This is a genomic window from Pseudoalteromonas rubra (genome assembly GCF_000967655.1).
In the GTDB taxonomy this organism is placed as follows: Bacteria; Pseudomonadota; Gammaproteobacteria; order Enterobacterales; family Alteromonadaceae; genus Pseudoalteromonas; species Pseudoalteromonas rubra_A.
Genome location: NZ_JXYA01000045.1, coordinates 63,152 through 79,953, shown reverse-complemented (window position 1 = coordinate 79,953; position 16,802 = coordinate 63,152). Strand labels below are relative to the sequence as shown.

11 protein-coding genes and 3 pseudogenes are annotated in these 16,802 nt (G+C 46.2%); 3 read left to right on the top strand and 11 right to left on the bottom strand.

Annotated features, from left to right (window positions below):
- Together TW77_RS24880 and TW77_RS24875 are read right to left on the bottom strand one after the other, a co-directional pair.
- Nucleotides 1-177 (bottom strand): annotated as a pseudogene (locus tag TW77_RS24880) (transposase); the annotation flags it as partial.
- Nucleotides 178-266: 89 nt separating this feature from the next.
- Nucleotides 267-560 (bottom strand): annotated as a pseudogene (locus TW77_RS24875) (transposase); the annotation flags it as partial.
- 93 nt (nt 561-653) lie between these two features.
- Here TW77_RS24875 and TW77_RS24870 point away from each other — a divergent pair.
- Nucleotides 654-893: pseudogene (locus tag TW77_RS24870) on the top strand (transposase domain-containing protein); the annotation flags it as partial.
- A 611-nt stretch (nt 894-1,504) separates the two neighbouring features.
- Here the strand turns inward: TW77_RS24870 and TW77_RS18250 are convergent.
- The 9 genes from TW77_RS18250 to TW77_RS18210 form a co-directional block, all read right to left on the bottom strand.
- Nucleotides 1,505-2,182 carry a hypothetical protein gene (locus TW77_RS18250; protein WP_046006414.1) on the bottom strand — a complete coding sequence of 226 codons (678 nt, stop codon included), beginning with the start codon at nt 2,180-2,182 and terminating at the stop codon, nt 1,505-1,507.
- A gap of 1 nt (nt 2,183) precedes the next feature.
- Nucleotides 2,184-2,795 carry a hypothetical protein gene (locus tag TW77_RS18245; protein WP_046006413.1) on the bottom strand — a complete coding sequence of 204 codons (612 nt, stop codon included), beginning with the start codon at nt 2,793-2,795 and terminating at the stop codon, nt 2,184-2,186.
- Nucleotides 2,792-4,246 (bottom strand): hypothetical protein, encoded by a 1,455-nt coding sequence (locus TW77_RS18240; protein WP_046006412.1) that lies wholly within the window; start codon nt 4,244-4,246, stop codon nt 2,792-2,794. Before TW77_RS18240 ends, TW77_RS18245 begins: the two co-directional genes overlap by 4 nt.
- Before the next feature lie 168 nt (nt 4,247-4,414).
- A complete protein-coding gene (locus tag TW77_RS18235; protein ID WP_046006411.1) occupies nt 4,415-4,879 on the bottom strand; it encodes a hypothetical protein in 465 nt (154 codons plus the stop codon).
- 3 nt (nt 4,880-4,882) lie between these two features.
- Nucleotides 4,883-5,128, bottom strand: coding sequence for a hypothetical protein (locus TW77_RS18230; RefSeq protein WP_046006410.1), 246 nt, complete (start codon nt 5,126-5,128; stop codon nt 4,883-4,885).
- An 885-nt stretch (nt 5,129-6,013) separates the two neighbouring features.
- Nucleotides 6,014-7,033 (bottom strand): DUF2806 domain-containing protein, encoded by a 1,020-nt coding sequence (locus TW77_RS18225; protein ID WP_046006409.1) that lies wholly within the window; start codon nt 7,031-7,033, stop codon nt 6,014-6,016.
- 388 nt (nt 7,034-7,421) lie between these two features.
- On the bottom strand, nt 7,422-8,429 hold the full coding sequence (locus TW77_RS18220) for a zinc-binding dehydrogenase (protein WP_046006417.1): 1,008 nt from the start codon (nt 8,427-8,429) through the stop codon (nt 7,422-7,424).
- Between the two features lie 156 nt (nt 8,430-8,585).
- Nucleotides 8,586-11,762, bottom strand: a complete 3,177-nt coding sequence (locus TW77_RS18215; protein ID WP_046006408.1) for an efflux RND transporter permease subunit — start codon at nt 11,760-11,762, stop codon at nt 8,586-8,588.
- 9 nt (nt 11,763-11,771) lie between these two features.
- On the bottom strand, nt 11,772-12,938 hold the full coding sequence (locus TW77_RS18210; RefSeq protein ID WP_046006407.1) for an efflux RND transporter periplasmic adaptor subunit: 1,167 nt from the start codon (nt 12,936-12,938) through the stop codon (nt 11,772-11,774).
- A gap of 129 nt (nt 12,939-13,067) precedes the next feature.
- Between TW77_RS18210 and TW77_RS18205 the strand changes: the two genes are divergently transcribed.
- Both TW77_RS18205 and TW77_RS18200 read left to right on the top strand, forming a co-directional pair.
- Nucleotides 13,068-14,021 (top strand): LysR substrate-binding domain-containing protein, encoded by a 954-nt coding sequence (locus TW77_RS18205; RefSeq protein WP_046006406.1) that lies wholly within the window; start codon nt 13,068-13,070, stop codon nt 14,019-14,021.
- A 377-nt stretch (nt 14,022-14,398) separates the two neighbouring features.
- The gene (locus TW77_RS18200; protein WP_046006405.1) at nt 14,399-16,564 is read left to right on the top strand and encodes a bifunctional 2',3'-cyclic-nucleotide 2'-phosphodiesterase/3'-nucleotidase; all 2,166 of its coding nucleotides are present in this window, start codon (nt 14,399-14,401) and stop codon (nt 16,562-16,564) included.
- Nucleotides 16,565-16,802: the final 238 nt, after the last annotated feature.

The following is a 16,802-nucleotide window of genomic DNA, read 5'->3' as shown; positions in this document are numbered from 1 at the left end:
GCAAAACACTTTTGCCAGCGTCAGTAGTTTTTCCTCTACCCAGTCTCGCCGATGCTCATATGAACGGCCTGTGAAGCGGTCTTCGCCGCATAAAAACGCCCGACGTACACACCGGGAAATACAGTGATAATATTTGGTATCGGTTAAGCTAACCTGCTTCTTCCTTGCTGTTGGCATAGTCCATTTTCCTCAATCCTTTGAGCGTGCTCTAAGCGTAGACGGCATAGCAAAAGTGCGCCATTTTTAGGTGGGTGTCGCTTGTTTCCCAACTTGTGCCAACGAAGAACTATGGCCTTATTCGTCAACCTGGCAGCTTTATTATCATCGACATACACCACGATATGCGTATGGTTACTCATGACCGCGTAGCCACATACCTCAATGCAAAACACTTTTGCCAGCGTTAGTAGCTTTTCTTCTACCCAATCTCGCCGATGCTCATATGAACGGCCTGTGAAGCGGTCTTCGCCGCATAAAAACGCCCGACGTACACACCTAGAAATACAGTGACAATACTTGGTATCGCTTAAGCTAACCTGCTTCTTCCTTGCAGTTGGCATAGTCCATTGTCCTCAATCCTTTGAGCGTGTTCTAAGCGTAGGCTCCACATCAAAAGTGCGCCATTTTTAGGTGGGTGTCGCTTGTATTTCTCCCTAAAGATAGACAACAACCGGGCAGAGCGGGCTATCAAACCGTTCGTTATAGGGCGAAAGAACTGGCTGTTTAGCTTCACCACAAGTGGGGCAGAGAGTAGCGCAATCCTCTACAGCGTGATCGAAACAGCCAGAGCAAACGGCCACACCCCATTCGACTATGTGATGCATTGCTTAAACGAATTAGCTCAGCCACAGTGCGATATCGACAGTTTACTGCCCTGGCATGTTAGCCTCTAGGTGTAGTTCGCCGCACGCTTACGGTTGATGTGGATATTACTACAGAAAAATGAGCCTTATCAGCCTCAATATACACAATCGGGGGCGACACAATGAATCAAGGGTTAGGTTGTCAGGTGAGCTCGGAGCAGACAAGGGTCACTGAACCCGTGTGGGTGTAGTGAGCCACTGACAACCGCTTATCTGTTTGCCAAAGTACGATGAAAAAAGGTCCAACCCTGCCTGTGCAAAACCCGACGAAGGCACGGTCATTACAGACCGAGTGGGTGTATTAATTTTAGGGTGTGCAGGCTCGGAACTCATTTGGGGCGCTGAACAATCAGTTAAGCCCGGATATATGTCAGAGCAACACATTTTATAGCGGACTGGACCAAACATCAGACATGGCAAAGCGGGTAAAATAGAGAACGAGATAACGAAAATTCGCTATCTCGCAGGCCTTCTCGGCTTGACATCGCTGGAGCGTCCATATATGTCGGCTATTTCACGTGCTGGCGACACTCATTCAAAGGCGAAGTTCTTTAGTGTAGAAAAAGTACGCCATTTTCAGGTGGGTGTCGCCTATTTCTTCTGCGGAAAAATGTCCGTGTTTATTGCCATTGTTAGCATCTTTATTCGCTACAAAGTTTCCACTCACTATTTTCAAGAGAATAAAACTTAAATTGCATTTGATGTTGAATTTCGCCACCAAGCAAATCTTGAACTGAAGCTGAATATTCTCCAGCGTAAACTTTAAGCATGGGCAAATGAAATTTACCCATGTAGTATTCTTCATCAATTAATTCTTTTACACGAAGGCGAATATTCAGTGCTATCTCTTCTAATATGTACTGCTCAGACAAACTAATTGCAGCTTTATTGTCTTTTTTTCGGCTATTCCCTAAGAACAACTGTGCTGCATCTGACACATCTCTACTAAATTCTTCATCTACAGATCTCAGAATATTTATATTTCTAAACGTATTTGCATACAGCGCATCAAAGCAATGCTCCATTCCAATTATCTTAGTAGAAGCACTTAAAATATTAGGATATGACTCCAAAAAATTTGATATCCACCTTTGGCGATTTACAAAATCATTATTTCTATCATTATAATCTCTTATAACTGAACCAATATCATCAAACGAAGACCTATCTCTAGCTCTGTTATATAGCTGAAGCCAATCAGCAATGAGAAACGTAATCTGATTCACTCGTTTTGGTAGACGGCTTAGTGCACTAGTGACTCTTTCTGTAGAAAATTGCCTATTTGAAACGCTTATAGGAAACAACGCATGCACAGTCATATTAACAGCCTTCTCGCTTAGTTCTAGCTTCTGCTAATTGCTCAGTAGGATATAAGACAAAAACAATAACGGATGTCACAAAAAATATTCCTCCTAGTATTTGGAGAAACACATAGGTTAACTTATCAGCCAAGACTGATAGAGTTGTCCTTAATGGAGCTGCTTTAAGTTCGATATCGTCCATCATGACCGCATATGGCTGATCATCTTTTTTAGCTTTTTGGAGTTCCTTAGGAATAGTTGATGAATTTATTAAACTCGTATTCCAGTTGTTGCTATTCCAAACTTCATTAGCTGCTTGAGTAGAGATTATATTTGGCCCAGACTTAATGGCAAAGCCCACTAATATTGATGCAAATATCATCAGAGTTAGAGTAAAAACAACTATGGTGTGAAACACTTTTGAAAAGTTATAAAATGTTGCTACTGAATCAGATATTGTTTCTTTCTTCCAATTCTTATGTGCCCAAGGGATTTTATGGTAAATAAAAAAAGAAATGGACAGAATACAAACTGCTATTGCACAGAACGTGCTTAATACTCCCATAAACATACTAATCAAGGAACCTAAACTAATAATGAGATTTATAATATCTTGTCCTTTTGTATTCATTCTTCATTCCCCATCTTTTTTCCAATAAATGGTGAAACTACAGAAATTACAACTGGAACAAGAGCTGCTACAAGCGTCCATAGTAATTCATTATTTGGCTGAATGAATCCTCCAGCAGCAAACAATATAAAAAATATTACACTAATAATTATTAGATATGGCGTAGGCTGGCGATGAAAAGCAAGTTGTACAATTGCAGGTAAAGTATTTAGCGCGAACGGGATGATGAGAAAAACCAGCTTTTCAAATGGTATTTCATATGTTCTTAGTACGAAATATGCAGCCGTAAATACAATAGCAGAAATTAAGGCATACAAAAAAGGCTTAGATTTTTCCAAATTGTACTCTTGGAGGCTTCCTGTATTAGTGTCATAGTTTTTAACTACAAGCCAAGAATAAGACTGTGCATCACAGGTAGTGAAAAGTGCCGCTACTGCTGCGAACCAAAAAATGATTAAAAAGACTGGTGATATATTAGATAATTGGGTAACTAAAGTGACTATTACACCAGGACCTACTTCTCCCTGAGCAAGCGAACTTCCAATAAAACCAATTCCAACTAATACAGCCCATATAATCGCTGTTGAAAATGTTGATGCGATTTGGGTTTTTGTTTCCTTCTCCTGAAATACCCATAAGCGAAGCCAATGTGGTTCAGTAGCTAATACTAGAAATGCGTTAAGAAATAGTACATGTATCACGAATAGGGTGATTGTTTTTGCATCTACAATTGGGGCAATGAGACTACTATCAAATGAAACGCTAGAATTTAACGCCAACCAAATAGAACCGCAAACTAAGAGAAAGGCACAGAGAGCGATAATTGGGGTTTGAAATATATCTGTAAAGGCAAACCCTCTTATGCCATACCTTAGAACAAAAAATATTACCGCAAAGCTTGAAAAAGCTAATATTATCGATTTCATCCATATTTCGGAAAAACCAAACAGCTGCCCACCAATATCAGAAAACAAAGCAAACTCAAGCCAAATTACAGCAGCTATTCCTGTCATACTGATGTACTTAACTAGAATAGAACTTAGCTTTCCATCTTTTGTGTTTTCCCAACATAAAGACGCGAGGACACCACCCGTTTGACTTGATGATGACAGGAGGCACTTAACTCTTTTTAATTCAGATATCTTTCCAGTGAAGTAGTTTGTGACATATCCGCCTAAGAAAATTGATACGCTACAAATCAGAACCCATATACCAAACACTTTTGCATTACCAAGAAAAAATACTAATACTGTTGCAAATGAAGTTAAAGTCCCAACAATATTGGTACCCGTTAACCAGTTACCAAAATTAGACTTAAGAAGCGTATTCCATTGTCGTTTTTCTTCTGGATCAAATAGTAGTTTCGTTGTGGGTTTTCCAAATGCCCTTAGCCCTACATAACTTAGAAAAAACATTCCTATTATCGATAGGAGCTGAATGATTTGATCCATATTTTTATATCCTATAAATTTAGTCGATTTTTATTATTTCCTGATACTACTAGATATAATCTATTTTCACTGTGCTCTAAAAGATACTCGCTAAGATGCTAACGCTTCAAACACCGGCGCAGCTTGCTGCGTCCGAGTGATTTGACTTGTTATCTTTTAATTTCAGTCCTATGACTGCTGCCATTTTTTATTTGTTTTCTTGATATTATTATACGGAGATGCTTCCCCAAAATCCTCTTCATATGAAGATATAATGTCATGTACTAAGTTTCTATACTCTGTCCGCCAATCTTTATCGCTTATATAATCTTTTTCAATGCAATAACACAGCCGATCAAGCGCATTAAAATAACTTTCTTTAGTAGCATTAAAGTAGTCACCTAGTATCTCTAGAGCATCTTCATCTAATGTGCCCTTATTTTTTGCTTCCCTAACTGACTTTGCAGCCTTATCAAATTCAAGCTTTCTTGAATTCATTTGCGTCTCAATCTCGAGAACAATTTTTAATGAATCCGTCTTCTGATTCTCAACTGCTATACCAATCTGCACATTTATCTTCTTCAATTGACTGTATGCAATCCAAGCCCCAACTGCAGCGATGATAAAAGTACCTATATCCATATTGAACGACATCAACTACTTCCTCTTAACCAAAATTTCTTTTGCTTTACTCGTGTTAATTATAGTTTTCTTTGCAGACTGATCTTCCAATGCTAATGTCAGAGGAGCAGCATAATTATATTCCTCTGAACTTAACTCAAACCGACATAAAATTTCGGCTTGCTTTTCCAATTTCTCTTCAACTGATATGTGTTCCCACTCAGTATCATACTTACTAGCTAGGTACTCTCGTAAGTCTTCTAATGTTCGAACTTCTCTCATGACTTTCCCCTTTTTAAAGATAACGCTTTAGTATTCATGCGTACGCAGTACGCATAATCGTTTGTTGAACTGGGCCGCTACCTGCACGCCGTATCCGGCTGGTGTGGTTTATGCTATGGGAATTTGCTTTTGATGAGTAACTTCTGTTCTGAACCGTTTGTGACTTAAACCGTTACAACCTGACTCATTCCCTGCCTGAACAACGCTATTTATGCGTATTATTAGACCCACTTTTTTCCTATTTGGCAAGGTGTTGTGATTTCGACACTGCATGTCTTACTCCCCCTTGCATGTTGCATTCGCAAAGTCGCTTCACCGCTATATTCATTTGTCAGGCAACCACGTCGGGGCGCTATCTCGTTCGCTCTGCTTTTCCTTCTCGCCAGCTATCTTCGCGCCCCTTACTCCTCTCAACCAGCAACACCGACATCAAGTACACTCGCCCGGTTTGGCAACACTTGCACGGCCAGCTTGGTGGACTTGTACAAAGCGCTTCGTTACCCTCGGTTGTCAACCTCCTTACCTCGCTGCCACATTGCTTGCGTATTATCACGAGTTTCTTGACTCTGCACGCGTTTGCCAGGAATCCATAGTGCCGTATTCTCATAAACCCGCTTGGCAACACATTAAGGTTTCCATATTTTCAATTAGCAGACCACTATAAGCAGGTTCAACTTGGTTATACAAGGTTATTGGATCCTTTACTGCATGTCAGTTCAGGGTAACAAAAGCATACCGTTTTAGGTGAGTGTCGCCTATTTCCTGACTAAAACATAACCCCCCCATAACCCGCAACCAACCAAAGCGAATTTTGGGCTATACTGGCGCTCGCGCCGAGCCCAAAAAACGCGACGGAAGGGCGTCGGATTGATGGGTTTATTATGTTTACTTTTTATACAGGCCAATTCCTTCAGCATCTTGCACTAAGTCAGCCAAACATTGCATGTTTAATTCAGACACTTCATTGAACGAAGGTTCATACAGTTTACATAATTCGAGTCCAATGTCGGTGCATGTATAACCTTCAAGCCTAACGTACGTATTGTTTTCTGTTGAATTTTGATCATTATTTAGCATCATATGTGAACTTTGAGAAACGACTGATACGTCCTCATCTGTTGACAACTCAAACTCACCAAAAGACAAAAGGCCGTCATCAATTAGGCCTGTTAGAACTTGTATAAGCACCCCTTCCGATTCCCCATTCGAAACTCGCACAGTTTTCATCAAGTCATCCCTATCTAAAAATATTACTGGGTAATCATCGAGATAAACAGAGCTATCGAAAAACAAACTCAACGATAAAAATGAATGTGTTTCAAGTATACCTATATTCCATAAGGTTTTTAATGTGACCGACCCTGGCTCTTCCGCTTCTAATGCTACACATCTTGCGAGTAAATCGCGCCGCCAACCCTCACACTTACGCATTGCGATTTCACGAAATATGTCATACCAAGTGGGTGAGCTTTCTTCATTTTCAAAAGGTTCACCACCATATCCTTCGTCATTTTCGTTTTCTTCAATTCCAGCAATGGAATCTTCAATGTTGGGTACGCTCTCTTCTACTGGGCTCTTTATGTGCGATAAAGACAATCTGATCGTTTCTATATACCTTATATAGTTTTCAATTAGCCTTGCGCTTTCAGCAAGTTGTATACTCGAAAACGGATCACTTTCATCGACAGCTTTGACTTGTACCTCTTGGAGTTTCTTTCCAAGATCGGCATTGATCTTTAGGAAAAGCTCTTCATTGTTCTTTAATGAAGAAAGCGACATTTTCCCATTTAAGTACTGTGAAAGTAATTTATCAGGAAGAAAGGGAACAATAACTGTCGATACTGGTTTCAGTAATGCAGGGACAACACCTTTAATTGATGTGACCAAGTCAGTTGTTAAACTCATTTTCGATACTCCATGTAACAGATATTCCTCAAAAACATAACGCTTTAGTATTCATGCGTGCGCATGATCGTTTGTTGAACTGGGCCGCTACCTGCACGCCGTATCCGGCTGGTGTGGTCTATGCTATGGGGGTTTGCTTTTGATGAGTAACTTCTATTCTGAACCGTTTGTGACTTAAACCGTTACAACGTGACTCATTCCCTGCCTGAACAACGTTTTTTATGCGTATTATTAGACCCACTTTTTTCCTATTTGGCAAGGTGTTGCGATCTCAACACAGCATGGCTTACTTCCCCTTGCAAAATGCAGCGTAAAAACATGCTCGGACAACAAACAAAAAAGCCCGACCATCAGGCCGGGCTTTGTAACTCATAAATATCGTTTCGGATTAATCGCGTGTAATGCGGATCACCGGGCGTTGCTGGCAGGTTTTCCCAAGCAAGCAGCTTAGTGCATCGCGCACGGTGTCGACGCTAAAGTCGAGCAGTTTGACCTCAGGTGCTTTGATGCGGCCGTTGCTGACGTCATCAAGTAACTGGCGGCCCATAAAGCACAGGTGCTGCTGGGCGCACAGGCTGTTGGCCATCCAGGCGCCGGCGACTGAGACCACGCCAATGTTGGGCGCTTTCTCAAACAGCAGCTCTTCGGGAATGGTGCCAAAGCCATTGAGGCAGGCAATGCGACCGCAAAACCGCAAGTGACGCAGGTCATCCAAAAAGGAGTCGCCGCCTTGTGTATTTAAAATACAGTCAAAGCCACCCGGTCCCATTTCTCGTTTGATCTGCTCACATACCGACTCCGACTCGCAGTCGAATACCCAGTCTGCACCGAGCTTACTCAGTCTTTTGTGATGCTCTTTCTGTGCAAAGGCAAACACCTGAGCACCGCGCTGTTTGGCGTATTGCACGGCAAAGTGGGCCACGGCGCCTTGTGCGCTGTTGATGGCCAGCGAGTCGCCGTCCTGCACCTGCATTTTATCCAAAGCCAGCAGTGCCGCCATGCCCGCGTTGGGTAATGACACCGCCACTTCGCCACTCATGCCATCGGGTACTTCCGACACCGCGTGGCTGGGTACAACCGCGTATTCTTTCAGCATCCCCTGCTCTGCCAGACTGGCATTAAACAATACCCGACTGCCTTTAGGGGGAAATACCCCTTTAGCAGCTGAGACCACAGTGCCGACGGCATCCAGTCCCAAAATGTGCGGGTATTGCCACTGGCAAAATCCGTCTTTCGCCATCCGTGCGTCCAGGTGATTCAGGGCCACATAATCTATGGCAACCAGTAACTCGTTATCTCCCGGCACTGGCATGGCGTGCTCTGCCATCGCTAAGTCAAACTCAGCGCCACATTGACGCAGCTCCAGTGCTCGCATGGTGGTTTTTTCGACTGACATGGTGGTTTTCTCCACTTTTCGACCCTTTTGAGGCCAGATTGCCCATAACTTTAACTTTCCGATTATGGGCAAAACTTCGCAATTGTTGCTATTAAACCATCTTGGTCTCTGTCAAACAACTCAATATTGTGACAGGTGTTTAAATCCTGTTAACGGCTATTTTTCAATCACAGGCTCGTTTGCGCTGTCTTGCAAACCTTCCTTCGCGCTGTCGTTCAGGGTAAGTAAGCGATAGAACACGGGCGTGAATAGCAAGCCAAATACCGTTACCCCAATCATACCAAAGAACACCGCATTACCCATTGCCTGACGCATCTCTGCACCTGCGCCTGACGCCAGTACCAGAGGGACCACACCGGCTGTGAACGCAATCGAGGTCATCAGGATAGGACGCAGTCGTAAACGACACGCTTCCATAATGGCTTCCAGATGCGTTGCACCGGATTTATGCTTATCGCGGGCAAACTCGACCATCAGAATGGCATTCTTCGAGGCCAGTGCCACCAGTACAATCAGCGCAATCTGGGTGAAGATATTATTGTCACCGCCCAGCATATACACACCTGCCAGCGCAGAGAATATCGTCATTGGTACTATCAATATAATGGCCAGTGGTAAACGCAGGCTCTCGTATTGGGCTGCCAGCACCATAAAGACCAGTACCACTACCAGAGGGAACACATACACCATGGTATTGCCCGCCAGAATTTGCTGATAGGTTACCTCAGTCCATTCATAGCTGATCCCTTCCGGTAAACTCTCAGCCAGTACCGATTCAATCGCTTCTTTGGCCTGATCTGAGCTGTACCCCGGCGCCGGGCTGCCGTTCAGTTCTGCGGTCATATACCCGTTATAGTGCATCACCCGATCCGGACCTGTGGTGGGTGTCACCGTAACTACGGAGCCCAGCGGCACCATGTTGCCGGCGGCGTTACGTACTTTCAGGTTGTTGATCTGCGATTGCTTAGCACGAAACTCAGCATCGGCCTGCGCCTTGACCTGATAAGTGCGGCCAAACAGGTTAAAGTCATTCACATACACAGAGCCCAGGTAAATCTGTAGTGCATTGAACACTTCATCCAGCGGGATGCCCTGCAATAGTGCCTGCTCACGGTCAACGTTAATGTCCATTTGTGGCACCTGAATACGGAAGCTGGAGTACAGACCCGTCAGTGCCGGATGTTGTTGCGCCTGACCAATGGTATTCTGAAGCGCTGCAAACAAGGCTTCAAACCCTTTATTACCTCTGTCCTGAAGCTGTAATTTAAAGCCACCTGTGGTACCCAGGCCAAGAATTGGCGGCGGTGGGAACACTGCAACAAAGGCTTCATCAATTTCAGCAAATCGCATGTTCAGCTGCATCGCAATCGCATGGGCAGACAGGCTGGGATCCTGACGCTCAGAGAAATCAGCCAGTGGCGTAAACACAATGCCGCTGTTGGTACTGTTGGTAAACCCATTCACCGACAAGCCCGGGAACGCCACGGTGTGTGCTACACCAGGTACTTCCAGCGCAATTGCCTGCATTTGTTTGACCACGGCTTCGGTTCTGTCCAGACTGGCCGCATCCGGTAGTTGCGCTACCGCAACCAGGTATTGCTTATCCTGCTGAGGAATAAAGCCACCTGGCACTGAGTTGAACAAACCTACGGTTGAACCCACCAGCGCTAAGTACACCACACCCACAACCACACTCATGCGGATCAGTTTTTGTACCAGCTTCTCGTAACCCTGCGCACCTTTGTCGAACATACGGTTGAAGGGTTTGAATAACCAGGTGCCAAACAGTTTGTCAAGCACGCGGGTCAGGCCATCTTTAGGCGCATCATGCGACTTTAACAACAAGGCCGAAAGCGCAGGCGATAAGGTCAGTGAGTTAAAGGCCGAGATCAAAGTTGAAATGGTGATCGTCAGGGCAAATTGCTTGTAAAACTGGCCCGACAGTCCGGTAATAAAGGCCGTTGGAATAAACACCGCACACAATACAAAGGCAATGGCAATAATCGGCCCGGTTACTTCAGTCATGGCAATTTTAGTGGCCTCAAACGGGCTGTAGCCGTCGGCAATATTACGCTCAACGTTTTCGACCACCACAATGGCGTCATCCACCACAATACCGATGGCCAGTACCAGACCAAACAAAGACAGCGTATTAATCGACACACCCAGCATCTGCATGATGGCAAAAGTACCAATCAGTGACACCGGCACGGCAATTAAAGGAATGATAGACGCGCGCCAGGTTTGCAGGAACACCACCACAACCACAACTACCAGCAAAATGGCTTCCAGTAACGTCTGGATAACGGCATCAATTGAGCCACGTACGAATACGGTAGGATCATAAGCAATTTCATAGGTCATGCCTGCCGGAAAGTCTTTTGCCAGACGCGCCATTGTCGCACGTACGTTGTCAGACAAGGCAATGGCATTAGAACCGGGACGCTGGAATACCGGCATCGCCAGCGCAGGCTGGTTGTCCAGCATAGCGCGCAGCGCATAGTTTTCCTGGCCCAGTTCAACACGCGCAATGTCCTGCAAGCGTGTGATCTGGCCCTGCTCGCCCACTTTGATGATCACCTGCTCAAATTCATCAATCTGAGTTAAGCGGCCTTTTACATTCAATAATACCTGAAACTGGTTCTCATCCGGTGAAGGCTGAGCACCCAAAGAACCCGCGGCAACCTGCTGGTTTTGCGCACGTAACGCATTGATCACATCACCTGCTGTCAGGTTACGGGCTGCCAGTGCATCGGGGTTTAGCCACACACGCATAGAGTATTTGGCACCACCAAACAGTTGCAGGTCGCCCACTTCCGGCAAACGCTTCAGCTCATCTTTAATATAGATGTCGGCATAGTTGGCCATGTAAGAGGTATCCTGCTGACCATCCGGAGACACTAGATGCACCACCAGTGCCAGGTTAGGCGACGATTTTTGTGCCGTCACACCCAGGCGTTGTACTTCCTGAGGAAGGCGTGGCAAGGCATTGTTCACCCGGTTTTGCACCTGAACCTGGGCCTGATCCAAGTCTGTGCCCAAAGCAAAGGTCACAGTCAGGGTAAGACGGCCATCGCTGGTTGCCTGCGATGAATGGTACAGCATGTTTTCCAGGCCATTGAGCTCCTGCTCAAGCGGCGTTGCAACGGTCTGACCGATTACTTTGGGGTTCGCACCCGGGTAACTGGCGTTAACCACTACTGTAGGCGGCACCACTTCCGGGTATTCGCTGACCGGCAACTGAAACAACGAGATAGCGCCGGTGATCACAAACACCAGCGAGAGCATGGCCGCAAAAATCGGCCTGCTGATAAAAAAGTGAGAAAAGTTCATAATGGCCTCTTAGTTTGCAGCGCTCAGCTGAGTGTCGCGCTGTGCAATCACAAGACGGGTATCATCCAGGTTCAGCGTCACCATGTTTGGGGTGATAGGCATGCCCGGACCAACACGTGCAGGACCATTGGCAGCGACTTTATCGCCCGCTTCCAGCCCTGATTTAATCGCACGGAATGCACCGTAGCGCTCACCCAGCTCGACCAGGCGGTATTGCAGCGTGTTATTGGCATCGACCGTGAGTACAAAGCGGTTTTTCAGATCCGTTCCAATGGCACGCTCAGGCACCAAAGGCATGGTTGCTGCATCAGCCGAGCCCAAAGAGATGCGCGCAAAGGCACCTGGTTTCAGGCCATGTTGCTGTGCATCAAACACTGCGCGGACCCCTAAAGTGCCCGTATTGGGGTTAATTTCGTTATCGATAAAATCAACCACGCCAGGCACCGATGCCCCACCATTGATACGCTGTAATTGCACGGTTACCGCATCGGTGGCATCAACACCGGCAAACTTGTCACTCCAGGTGCGCTCGTCGACATCAAAGTAAGCATAGATCTGCTGATCTGACACTATGGTTGCCAGCGTGGTTTCTCCGGCGCTCACATAATTACCTTTGGTTACGATAGCACGCGAAATCACGCCACTGATCGGCGCTTCAACCTGACTGAACTCCAGATCAAGGCGCGCTTTTTTCAGCTGTGCGGCGATAGCATCGCGATTGGCCTGTGCCTGGCGCAATGTCGCTGCACGCTGCTCGGCAAGCTCGGTTGACATGGCTTTTTCAGCCACCAGCTGTTTGGCACGGCGTGCTTCGCTTTTAGCTTGCATTAAAGCCGCATCAGCACTGACCAGCTGTGCGTCTAGGGTTTCAACCTGCACTTCAAACGGGCGTGGGTCGAGTCTGAACAACGTCTGGCCCTTTTCAATTCTTTCACCTTCTTTGAATGTCATCTGCTCTACCTGACCAGATACGCGAGGCTTAAGCACCACCCGCTCCGGCGCTTGCAAACGCGTGGTAAAGGTATGCCACGACTGCACCGGGGCCATTTTGACCTGTGCCACATCAATGGTCAGCGGTGGCGGCTGTTGCTGCCCTTCCTGTGCATTTGGCTGGCTACAACCGCTGAGCACCAAAGCAAGTGCGACCGCACTGAGTGTATAGCTAATTTTATTCATGACATTCTCCGACAGTATGAGTTGCTATGATGGTACGAAGAATTACCGTGAAGAAAAATGGTAGTTTTTTAAAAACATTAGTGCCAGAATGGCACCAATAAACTTTTCTTTGTGTTGAAAGGACAGATTATGGATACCACCAGCCGGTTGATTATGTTGCTCGAAGTCGTTGAGCAGGGGTCGTTTTCTAAGGCAGCTGAACTGAGAAATATAGACCGTTCAGTGATCTCCAAACAGATAGGTAAGCTTGAAGAAGAGCTGGGCGTGCGACTGCTCAACCGCACTACCCGATCATTTTCGCTGACCGCAGCCGGTGCCGAAATGGTAAAAAAGGCCGCAGATTTACGCCTGCTGTTACAGGATACGGTGCAACTGGCGGAAAACTATCACCAGGAGCCCAGGGGCTTATTGCGCATTACCGCATCGAGCTATATCGGCCAACATTACCTGATGCCGGTCATCAACGATTTCCAGAAACGCTTTCCTCAGGTCAGTGTTGAGATACGTATGGATGATAGGGTCGTGGATATGATCTCGGAAGGCTATGATCTGGCCTTTCGGGTTGGTGAACCCCGCGACTCCTCCCTGGTGGCCCGAAAGATTGCCCGCAATAAAATGCTGATCCTGGCAACCCAACGCTTTATTGATACATACGGCGAGCCAAAAACCATGGCCGATCTGGCAGACTTACCCGCCGCATCATACAGCAGCTCACACCTGCGCTTTGAGGCAATCAGCTATATCGACGAAGATGGCAAGCCACAGGAGCAGCCCATTACGCCAGTGTTTCGCTCCAATGATGCCGAAGCCCTGATGAGCAAAGTACTATCGCACACCGCGTTTTTTACCGCGCCGGCCTTTTTCTTTGCCGACGGAGTAGATACCGAGCAGCTGGTGCCTTTGCTGACGCACGTCAACCTGCCAGACTATAGTGCAGTATATGCGGTTTATCCGCACCGAGATTTACCGGTCAGAACCCGGCTCTTTCTGGATGCGGCACGGCATTATATCGGAGAGCAAAAGCCGCGCTGGGAGCGCAATATTCCAGGCATTGATCAGCTTTATCAGGCTAACAAAAAATAATTGCGCAGCGCGGGAATATTTATACTCATACCAAATATTCAATAATGACAGCGGCAAAATAACCATTGATTAGACATTTTGTCCGCTGCAAAGCCCCCACCAGCTAAGAACTGGCACTTTTTCAAGTTTGTCTCAAGCGCGCAAAAATCAATAATGTTATTTCACAAAGAGTCATACATGTGCGCTTACCAAAGTCATTAAACCTTTACTTTTCATAGCAATACAATTTTAAATTGCCTGTTTTCCAAGATGTTAACACAAAGAACAAAGTCATGTTCTAGCCATATATATTGCACAGAGATGCCATGAATTTTTAGCCTCTTTGTCTTTTTTGGTTTCTATAGTACTGCCCCTGAAACAATTACAGAGCCAGGACTATGAAATTAAAATTACTAACATTCGCAATGCTTTGCGGCAGTGCCGCTTTACTCACCGGTTGTTCTGATAGCGATAATGAGATCGAATTCAAAACACCCGCAAAGGAGCAGCAATCGGATGATGGCAAACAGCCAGCAGACGACAAACAACCGACTGACGATAAGCAACCAGCTGACGATAAACAGCCGACCGACGATAAGCAACCGACCGATGATGACAAGCAACCTGAGGAGCCTGTGATCGCCCCAGGCACCCTGCTTGAGTTGCGCGTGATGGAAACCACGGACTTGCATGCCAACCTGATGAACTTCAACTATTTCTCGAATAAAGAAGACAACAAGGTTGGTCTGGTCAAAACAGCAACTCTGATCCGTCAGGCACGTGACGCGGTGAAAAACTCCGTACTGGTCGACAACGGTGATCTTATCCAGGGCAGCCCACTTGGCGACTACATGGCTAAAATCAAAGGCCTGGAAGACGGTGACGTACACCCGATATATGAGGCGATGAACACCCTGGAATACGATGTTGCCAACATCGGCAACCATGAATTTAACTTTGGTCTGGAGTTTTTAGACGAAGCCATAGACGACGCTAAATTCCCTTATATCTCAGCCAACGTATTTGTTGACGATGGCGACAATGACCCAAGCAACGATTTGTCACTGTTCAAGCCTTACGTTATCCAAGAGAAGCAGGTTGTTGATAAAAATGGTGACGCACAAACGCTGAAAATCGGATACATCGGTTTTGTGCCACCGCAGATTATGCAGTGGGACAAAGCTAATCTCGAAGGCAAAGTTATTGCCAAAGACATTGTCGATATGGCCGAGCACTATGTGCCTAAGATGAAAGCAGCCGGTGCAGACATCATCATCGCCATTCCGCACTCCGGACTGGAAACGGCAGAGAAAAAACCGCTGGCCGAAAACGCCAGCTACTACCTGTCCAAAGTCGACGGCATTGATGCCATTATGTTTGGCCATGCCCACGCCAACTTCCCGGGACCGCGATATGCCGGGCTTGAAGAGCATGGCGTAGATAATGAAAAAGGCACCATCAATGGCGTTGCCGCGGTTATGCCGGGCTTCTGGGGTAATAACCTGGGTATCATCGACATGACGCTGGAATACGGCAAAGATGGCTGGCAGGTGAAAGACACCCAGTCGACCTTACAGCCAATTTCTGTCACCAACGAAGACCGCACTGTTACATCTTTGGCGATTAACGATGCACAGGTCGAAAAAGCGGCTTTAAGCGCACATGAAGAAACCAAAACCTGGGTTAACGAGCCATTTGCTAAGATCTCGGATGAAGTAAACAGCTACTTTGCGCTCGTTAATGACGACCCGTCTATCCAGATAGTTACCGACGCTCAGCTTTGGTACACACAGACAATTGTTCAGGGCACTGAGTTGGGTGATCTACCTGTGCTGTCTGCGGGCGCCCCGTTCAGAGCAGGTCGTGGTGGTCCGGATGACTTTACAGCCGTAGAAAAAGGTGACATTGCCTACCGTAACGTGGCCGACCTGTATATTTATCCGAATGTATTAAAAGTGCTGAAACTGAATGGCGCAGAGGTTAAACAATGGCTGGAAATGTCGGCCGGTCAATTTAACCAAATTACGCCCAACACTGAGGAAGTTCAGGTACTGGTTAACACCAACTTCCCTTCTTATAACTTTGATGTACTGGATGGCGTGAGCTACCAGATTGATGTGACCGAGCCTGCCCGTTACGACACCAAAGGTAATAAGGTTTCTGACGGCAACCGCATTAAAGCTCTCACCTATCAGGGCGAGCCGGTAACCGACGAGCAAGTGTTCCTGGTTGCAACCAATAACTATCGTGCTTCGGGTGGCGGTAACTTCCCGGGGATCTCAGGCGAGAAAATCGTAGTCGATTCTCCTAACGAAAACCGTCAGGTTGTTGCTGACTACATTGCACTTCAGTCAAGCAAAAACAAAGAGACCGGTATGGATCCAAGCGCAGATAGCAACTGGTCATTTGCACCTGTGGCCGGTGCTAATGTTGTATTTTACAGCTCACCGTCGGACAAAGCCGCCGCATTCAGTGCGCGCTTTGCCCACATCACACCTTTAAACAAAACCACTGATGATGGTTTTGCAATCTATCAAATCGACCTGACCCAGCCAGCGAACTGAGTGTCAGAGCGATAAACAGATTAAAAGCCACGCAATTGCGTGGCTTTTATATCGCGCCGCAATCACAGGCAGTATGCGGCACTATCCTATCAACCTATTGCACTGACTGTGCCATTTTTGAGGCCAAAGGATTGTGTGTTTGCCAGGGAAACTTGGCTTTGCAGCGAGCAGTGCCTGTTCGCCCCCATTTACTCACAGAGTAAATACGCTCATATAGCAAAAGCAGTCAGGCAGGTTG

Excerpts from the sequence above, each read along its gene's own strand:
- TW77_RS18250 (WP_046006414.1), bottom strand. The coding sequence starts at position 2,182 with ATGACTGTGCATGCGTTGTTTCCTATAAGCGTTTCAAATAGGCAATTT.
- TW77_RS18245 (WP_046006413.1), bottom strand. The coding sequence starts at position 2,795 with ATGAATACAAAAGGACAAGATATTATAAATCTCATTATTAGTTTAGGT.
- TW77_RS18240 (WP_046006412.1), bottom strand. The coding sequence starts at position 4,246 with ATGGATCAAATCATTCAGCTCCTATCGATAATAGGAATGTTTTTTCTA.
- TW77_RS18235 (WP_046006411.1), bottom strand. The coding sequence starts at position 4,879 with ATGTCGTTCAATATGGATATAGGTACTTTTATCATCGCTGCAGTTGGG.
- TW77_RS18230 (WP_046006410.1), bottom strand. The coding sequence starts at position 5,128 with ATGAGAGAAGTTCGAACATTAGAAGACTTACGAGAGTACCTAGCTAGT.
- TW77_RS18225 (WP_046006409.1), bottom strand. The coding sequence starts at position 7,033 with ATGAGTTTAACAACTGACTTGGTCACATCAATTAAAGGTGTTGTCCCT.
- TW77_RS18220 (WP_046006417.1), bottom strand. The coding sequence starts at position 8,429 with ATGTCAGTCGAAAAAACCACCATGCGAGCACTGGAGCTGCGTCAATGT.
- TW77_RS18215 (WP_046006408.1), bottom strand. The coding sequence starts at position 11,762 with ATGAACTTTTCTCACTTTTTTATCAGCAGGCCGATTTTTGCGGCCATG.
- TW77_RS18210 (WP_046006407.1), bottom strand. The coding sequence starts at position 12,938 with ATGAATAAAATTAGCTATACACTCAGTGCGGTCGCACTTGCTTTGGTG.
- TW77_RS18205 (WP_046006406.1), top strand. The coding sequence starts at position 13,068 with ATGGATACCACCAGCCGGTTGATTATGTTGCTCGAAGTCGTTGAGCAG.
- TW77_RS18200 (WP_046006405.1), top strand. The coding sequence starts at position 14,399 with ATGAAATTAAAATTACTAACATTCGCAATGCTTTGCGGCAGTGCCGCT.